The sequence below is a fragment of the Kandleria vitulina DSM 20405 genome, from assembly GCF_000702065.1.
GTDB lineage: Bacteria > Bacillota_I > Bacilli_A > Erysipelotrichales > Coprobacillaceae > Kandleria > Kandleria vitulina.
Genome location: NZ_KL370858.1, coordinates 1 through 6,683, shown reverse-complemented (window position 1 = coordinate 6,683; position 6,683 = coordinate 1). Strand labels below are relative to the sequence as shown.

General features: G+C 35.5%; 7 protein-coding genes and 1 tRNA gene. 7 read left to right on the top strand and 1 reads right to left on the bottom strand.

The window, feature by feature from the left end:
- Positions 1 to 15: 15 nt before the first annotated feature.
- The 7 genes from T513_RS0110645 to T513_RS11845 all read left to right on the top strand — a co-directional run bounded on the left by T513_RS0110645 (position 16) and on the right by T513_RS11845 (position 6,345).
- Positions 16 to 91 (top strand) — tRNA-Ala (locus tag T513_RS0110645).
- An 85-nt stretch (positions 92 to 176) separates the two neighbouring features.
- Positions 177 to 944: a hypothetical protein gene (locus T513_RS0110640; RefSeq protein ID WP_031590091.1), complete on the top strand. Its 768-nt coding sequence runs from the start codon at positions 177 to 179 to the stop codon at positions 942 to 944.
- Positions 945 to 959: 15 nt separating this feature from the next.
- The gene (locus tag T513_RS0110635; RefSeq protein ID WP_031590087.1) at positions 960 to 2,078 is read left to right on the top strand and encodes a zinc ribbon domain-containing protein; all 1,119 of its coding nucleotides are present in this window, start codon (positions 960 to 962) and stop codon (positions 2,076 to 2,078) included.
- Positions 2,079 to 2,096: 18 nt separating this feature from the next.
- Positions 2,097 to 2,933: an Ig-like domain-containing protein gene (locus T513_RS0110630; protein WP_056995143.1), complete on the top strand. Its 837-nt coding sequence runs from the start codon at positions 2,097 to 2,099 to the stop codon at positions 2,931 to 2,933.
- Positions 2,934 to 3,014: 81 nt separating this feature from the next.
- Positions 3,015 to 3,374 (top strand): single-stranded DNA-binding protein, encoded by a 360-nt coding sequence (locus T513_RS0110625; protein ID WP_162176431.1) that lies wholly within the window; start codon positions 3,015 to 3,017, stop codon positions 3,372 to 3,374.
- A 101-nt stretch (positions 3,375 to 3,475) separates the two neighbouring features.
- Positions 3,476 to 4,384: a sugar phosphate nucleotidyltransferase gene (locus T513_RS0110620; protein WP_029070988.1), complete on the top strand. Its 909-nt coding sequence runs from the start codon at positions 3,476 to 3,478 to the stop codon at positions 4,382 to 4,384.
- Between the two features lie 98 nt (positions 4,385 to 4,482).
- A complete protein-coding gene (locus T513_RS11845) occupies positions 4,483 to 6,345 on the top strand; it encodes an LCP family protein (RefSeq protein WP_031590081.1) in 1,863 nt (620 codons plus the stop codon).
- A 186-nt stretch (positions 6,346 to 6,531) separates the two neighbouring features.
- Here T513_RS11845 and T513_RS12700 read toward each other — a convergent pair.
- A partial coding sequence (locus T513_RS12700) for a transposase (RefSeq protein ID WP_196242667.1) occupies positions 6,532 to 6,683 on the bottom strand: 152 nt, incomplete at its 5' end.

The window sequence follows — 6,683 nt, the reverse complement described above, 5'->3', positions numbered from 1 at the left end:
TATAATTTAAAAAATGGGGCTTTAGCTCAGCTGGGAGAGCGCCTGCTTTGCACGCAGGAGGTCAGCGGTTCGATCCCGCTAAGCTCCACCATTTGGAATAGTAAACGAATCCTACGGGGTTCGTTTTTTTCATATATTGTGATATGATATGTTAATGAGGTGGGAAGGTGAAATTTATGAAGAAGGGTTTGTTTTTCGTTTTAGCTTTAATGATTATGGGCTGTAATGTTCAAAAGAGTGTTTCGCATATTTATTATGTGAAAAAGATGATCTATGAAGCAACACCGGAGGGACTTACTAGCGATGATGCTTTAAATCGTTATGAAGTTGATATTCATTATGATCAGAATGTCATTAAAGAAGAAACGAAACAAGATGTTGAACAGTATTATTTATCATATACAAGACCAGAGCTTGTTTCACATTATTTATTAGACTTTGATTTAAATAGTGCTGATATCCATGTTCTATTGGATCATGATGTCATCATGAAATATTCTAAGATTGAGATGCATATTGGAAATGAGGTATTCTCTTATCAATATGAAATCAAGAATGATCGTATTATCCAGGCTAGTGGAACGGATGAATTGGGTTCATTTACTCATAAGTATAGTTATGATCATTCTGGTCATCTTACACGTATTGAACGTTTTTATGATCATGGTGAATCTGATGCTATTATGATAGGATGGAAAGATGATAAGGTTGTTAATATGAAAGATGATGAAGATGATGTGACATATACTTATAAGAATGATCATCTTGTAAGCAGTTCTAATCATGTGTCTTATCATTATAAAGATGATCGTCTTGTTTCATTTAAACAAGACGATGATTATGAAGTAAAATATACTTATAAGAATTTAAAAATGAAACAGGAAGTCTTTAATAATAAGGAATTGCTGGAGACTTATCATTATGAATATAAGAAAATAAAGTAAAGGAAGGATAAATGTATGAAATGTCCTCATTGTGGGTATGAGAATCCCGATTGGTTAAAGTTTTGTGAGCAGTGTGATCAGCCTTTAGATCTTTCTCCTCGCATCAAGAAGGAAAAGAAAGAGGCTAAGGTGGAAGAAGAAAAGCCAGCACAGCGTTTTAGTTTTGATGATGAAGATTCTACTGAAACAGTTGGAAAAAGAAGCAAGAAGGTTCCTTTAAAAGAGAAGGTTAAAGAAAAGATGCCTCTTAAAAAAGAGGAAGAGGAGGAATCATTAGGGGATCGTTTTATCAATTGGCGTAATAAGATTGTGACAAAGCTTAATGGTGATGATGAAGAAATAGAAGATGAATTTGTAGATGAAGAGGAAATCTATGAAGAAGAACCTATTGAAGAGACACCAGTTGAAGAAATACCTGTTGAAGAAACAAAGGAAGTAAAACAGGATACAATCTTAAGACCTTATGGACAGGTGTTCTCCTTTGATGATGATACAACAGTTATAAAAGAACCAATTGTAGAAGAGGAAGAAGAGATTCCTCATGAAAGCTTTGAAATTAAGAAGAAGATTGATTTCAAGAGAATCATTATTGCGATTATTGCAGTGTGTGTTGTTTTCGCATTGGTATTTTTTGTAAAATCACAGTTCTCTTCTAAAAGTGATACAAGTACGACTACAAATACGAATACTAATACGACTAATACTGTAAAGAATATTACGGTGAGCAGTGCAACGGCAACTTCGGTATTGAATGATTCTTCAAGTTATAAGGCCAGCAATGCGATTGATGGAGATCCTACTACTGCTTGGAATGAAGGAGTAAGAGGAGATGGTATCGGTGAGTCTATTACTTTTAAGTTTGATGAGAAGACCGATGTCAAGGCTGCAAAAATCTATAATGGTTATTGTAAGAATGAAACAATCTACTACAAAAACAATCGTTTAAAAGAAGTGACTTTCATTTTTGATGATAGCAGTGAAAGTGTAACTCTTGATGATAGCTTCAATGTAGAACAGAAGATTTCATTTGCAAAGACACATCGTACAAAGAAAGTGACAATAAGAATTGAAAGTGTCTATAAGGGCAGAAGCTTTAGAGATACTTGTTTATCAGATGTGTCATTTCAGGGATAAGGAAAGGTGATGGATCAGATGATCAAAAGAATGCCATTGGTGTATAAGTTTGCTTTTGCACTTATGTTTGTGGTTATTGTGATTATTGTGGTGTACTTTATAGATCATAAATACCATTATCCTACTTTAGAGTTGAAGCGTAATCATCTGATCTTAGAGCTTGGCGATAAGATTAAGCCATTGGATTATATAAATGTGACAAAGATTGGTTCTGATGATGAAGTTAAGTATGAAAGTGATACAATTGATTTTAAAAGCAAGAAGATATTAGGTGTAGGCAATTATGCGATACATTATCAATGTCGTAAGACTATTGCAGATCTTGAGATAACGATCAAGGATACAAAAGGGCCGGTCATGAAGCTCAAGAAACCTATTTCCTTATTTGTGAATGAACGTGTAAACTATAATCACAATATTGAAGTATCTGATTACTCTCATTATGAAATGAGAGTTGATGATTCCAAAGTTAAATATGATACACCGGGGACTTATGAAGTTTTAGCAACTGCAGTTGATGATTATCGCAATCAAAGTGAATTGAAGATTCCAGTAACTATCAAGGAAGCAGATTTAACATTGTCAGAGACAAATATCTCTATGGAGATTGGTCAGACAAAGCAGCTTCAGGCTAATACGGAGTCTACAAGTGTCATTACGTATTCTTCTAGTGATGAAAATGTAGCTAAGATCAGTCGTGATGGGATGATTACGGCAGTAGGTAAAGGAACATGCATTATTAGTGCAAGCGTCAATGGGAAAAGAGTGCAGTGCTATGTCACTGTAACAGATATTTCAGATACTGTTGTGACGCCAACGCCACCAACGGAAAATGAAACAGATGAGCATCAGTAAAAAAGCTGATGCTTTTTTTAGTAATTTCATCATTTTGTCTGTATAGATAAATAGAGATACATGACAAGAAAGGGTGATGAGATGAATTCGGTAGAACTAATTGGTTATATTGCCAATGATTTTGAAGTAAAAGAACTAAAGAATGAAGGACATGTTCTTTCATTGAATGTAGCTGTCCACCATTATCAGCAGACGTCCTTTATTCCAGTGGTAGTATGGAATCGTATTGCGGTGAATATGGGGAAATACTGTCAAAAAGGAGACAAGATTGGGATTGTAGGCTATCTTAAGCAGGATTTTTATACAAGTAAAGATGGCAAGAAGCACAGTCGTATTGTCGTTGTCGCTATTTCGGTAGAATTCTTGACACCTCGTGACGCGGATGATGTCTTTGATGAGGAATGGGAAGAATGCATCGAAGAAAAAAACATTGAAGAATAGTTTAAAATATGGATATGTGTCTCTAATTGGTATGTAAAGGTTTTCATTTTCGTTAAATCTATGTTAAAATATGTGTAACACTTTAGCGAAAGGGAATGATTATGAAAACGTCTTTAGTAATAATGGCTGCCGGAATCGGTTCGCGATTTGGTGGCGGCATCAAGCAGCTAGAACCTGTTGGTGCTCATAATGAAATTATCATGGATTTTTCAATCCATGATGCGATTGAAGCAGGATTTAATGATATCATCTTCATTATCAGAAAAGATATTGAAGAAGCATTCAAAGAAGCAATCGGCAATCGAATTGAAAATATCTGCAGAAATCATGGCGTTACTACTCGCTATGCCTTCCAGGCGCTAGACGCCTTGCCAGAAGGCATCAGCTGTCCGGAAGGACGTAGTAAGCCATGGGGTACTGGTCAGGCAGTACTGGCATGCAAGGATTTGATTGATTGTCCTTTTGTGGTTATCAATGCTGATGATTATTATGGTAAAGAAGCATTTGTGAAGATTCATGATTTCTTGATTTCTGATCACAAGGAAAATGAATATTGTATGGCAGGATTTATTCTTAAGAACACACTAAGTGATAATGGTGGTGTTACAAGAGGAATCTGCCAGGTAGAAAATGGAAAACTTAAGGATGTTGTGGAAACACATGACATCATTAAGACTAAAACAGGTGCCTCTTCACACGGTGCAGATATTGATGTTAATTCACATGTCTCAATGAATATGTGGGGGCTTACTCCAGCGTTTATGGATCTATTAGAAGAAGGATTTAAGTCTTTCTTTAATGCATTGGAAGACCCGCTAAAAGGAGAATATCTGATTCCAGTCTACATTGGAGAATTATTAAGAGATAATAAAGTAACTGTAGATGTTCTGGAAACAAAGGATAAGTGGTTCGGTGTTACATACAAGGAAGATAAAGAAACTGTTGTAAATAGTTTTAAGCAATTGTATAACAACGGAGTATATAATGAGGATCTATTCAGTGACCTGTAATAGGTTCTCTTTTTTATAAATGTGATTTGGAAAAAGCTTGAAAGTACACTGTTGTGGTGTATAATATTGTTTGATTTATAAAGAAAGGATGTTCCTTTATGGGAAATTTAATGAAAAAATTGACTAACTGGATTCCACTGCTTATCTTGCAGATTGCGGCATCTGGTGCATTCACATATTTTGTAATTCAATCGGGATTGATTCCTACTAAATACATAGCAGCCTTGATTGCAGGGGAAGTGGTATTGGCTGTTGCGATGTTCTTCTTGATGAAACCATCAAAAAAGATTGGCAGACACGCTGCTGAATCATCAGTGAAAACAATGATTGGGAAAATCATTTCACTTATACTTTCACTTTGTTTATGCTTTGGTTCATCAGTGGCAAGTAAGGGAGGAAGCACCATCAGTAAAATTACGAATGGTGTTCTTAAACAGACAACTTATTCAGTTTATGTGTTAAAGAAATCTAACATCAATAAAGTAAAAGATTTAAATGATATGATTGTGGGAAGTGTACCTACAATTACACCTGAATCATTTATGACTGCTTCAACTAAACTCAATGAGGAAGTCAACTATAAACAAATCAAATACAAAAAACTATCAAAAATGGCTAACAGCCTTATTCAAAATAAAATCCATGCGGTTCTTGTCAATGAAGATTATGTCTCTTCATTAGAAAAATCAGAACCAACTTGGGATAGTGCAACTAAGAAAATCTGGTCATATACAGTGACAGATGATGATGAATCATCAAAGATTGATGTCACTAAGACACCATTTACAATGTATATCTGTGGGGTTGATGGGGAAGTCAACGGGGTACGCCACGATATTACTGTAAAATCACGTGCTGATGTTAATATGGTCATTACAGTTAACCCTAAGACACATCAGATTCTTATGACAAGTATTCCTAGAGATTACTTTGTTACAATTCATGGAATTGGTGAAAAAGATAAGCTTACTCATGCAGCTTTACTTGGTACACCAACTTCAGCTGCCACAATTGAAGATTTCATGGGTATTAAGATCAACTTCTATTCACGTGTAGGCTTTAAGATGTGTGAAAAACTAGTAGATGCGATCGGTGGTATTCGTGTTTACTCAGATAAAGCATTTACACCATGGACAAATAGAAAAGTGTTCATCAAAAAAGGATGGCAGACAATGAATGGCAAGCAGGCTCTTGCATTCGCTCGTGAACGTAAGACTTACGGTGAAGGGGATAGACATAGAGCAGCTAACCAGCAGACTGTCATTAAAGCAATTATCGAAAAGGTAGTAACACCTTCAGGACTTGCAAACTATGATAAGGTATTAGATGCGATTGCTGGTACATTCCAGACTTCAATTACATCTAAACAGTTAAAAGATTTAATCAATATGCAGCTTGATGAAATGCCTAAATGGACATTCCAGTCTTCTGTATTATTAGATGGTGAAGGTATCATGACAACCGGTGGATACTTTGACCCAAATAGTCGTCTTTACTACATGTTGCCAAATGAAGAAAGTGTTAAGAAGAACGCTAAATATATTAATGACATGATGGCAGGCAAGACTGTAACAGTTGAAAAAGATTCAACTCTAGAAACTCAGATTGGAGATCATGATTCTTCATCTTCGTCTTCTAATTCATCATCAAGTTCTTCATCAAATTCATCATCTTCTTCGTCATCATCATCTTCAAGCTCAACACGTTCATCTTCTTCAAGCAGAACTAATCGTTCAACTACTAGAAGAAGTACAACAACGAGAAGAAGAAGCACAACAAGTTCTACTAGAAGTTCTACAGGATCTACAAGAAGTACAACTGGTTCTACAAGAACTGCGACGACAAGAAGCTCAACTAGAAGCTCTACAAGATCGTCATCAGGAACTACATCTGGTAGCTCATCTTCTACTTCAAGTGCAAAGAAAAGTTCTTCATCAACTCGTTCAACAACACAAGAATAAGAAGCTGTAACGAAATGATTTAATCATTTCGTTAGGCTTCTTTTTTTCGTCCATATTTTTCATGATATGTAGGATATGATTTCATTCTATTCATTCTCATAAGACTCACAATAAAAAAACCCTAAAAAAGGGCGTAATAAGGGTATCCATTGTGAATATCTTTTTTGCACTGTGAATTGTACCTGCCTAATTCGAAAGCGATTTGACTTTTTCTTTACATTTCTTCCTGTACCAGTGGTGATACTTCCTTAAATTGAACCCCAGACACACAAGAAGAAATTCCATTTTTGCATTATCGAGTCCTCTTCTCGAAAATCTTGTGAATCCTCGATCCTCCT

What these genes read in the sequence shown, in the direction of transcription:
- T513_RS0110630 (WP_056995143.1), top strand. Translation starts at nt 2,097, where the DNA reads ATGATCAAAAGAATGCCATTGGTGTATAAGTTTGCTTTTGCACTTATG.
- T513_RS0110640 (WP_031590091.1), top strand. Translation starts at nt 177, where the DNA reads ATGAAGAAGGGTTTGTTTTTCGTTTTAGCTTTAATGATTATGGGCTGT.
- T513_RS11845 (WP_031590081.1), top strand. Translation starts at nt 4,483, where the DNA reads ATGGGAAATTTAATGAAAAAATTGACTAACTGGATTCCACTGCTTATC.
- T513_RS0110625 (WP_162176431.1), top strand. Translation starts at nt 3,015, where the DNA reads ATGAATTCGGTAGAACTAATTGGTTATATTGCCAATGATTTTGAAGTA.
- T513_RS0110620 (WP_029070988.1), top strand. Translation starts at nt 3,476, where the DNA reads ATGAAAACGTCTTTAGTAATAATGGCTGCCGGAATCGGTTCGCGATTT.
- T513_RS0110635 (WP_031590087.1), top strand. Translation starts at nt 960, where the DNA reads ATGAAATGTCCTCATTGTGGGTATGAGAATCCCGATTGGTTAAAGTTT.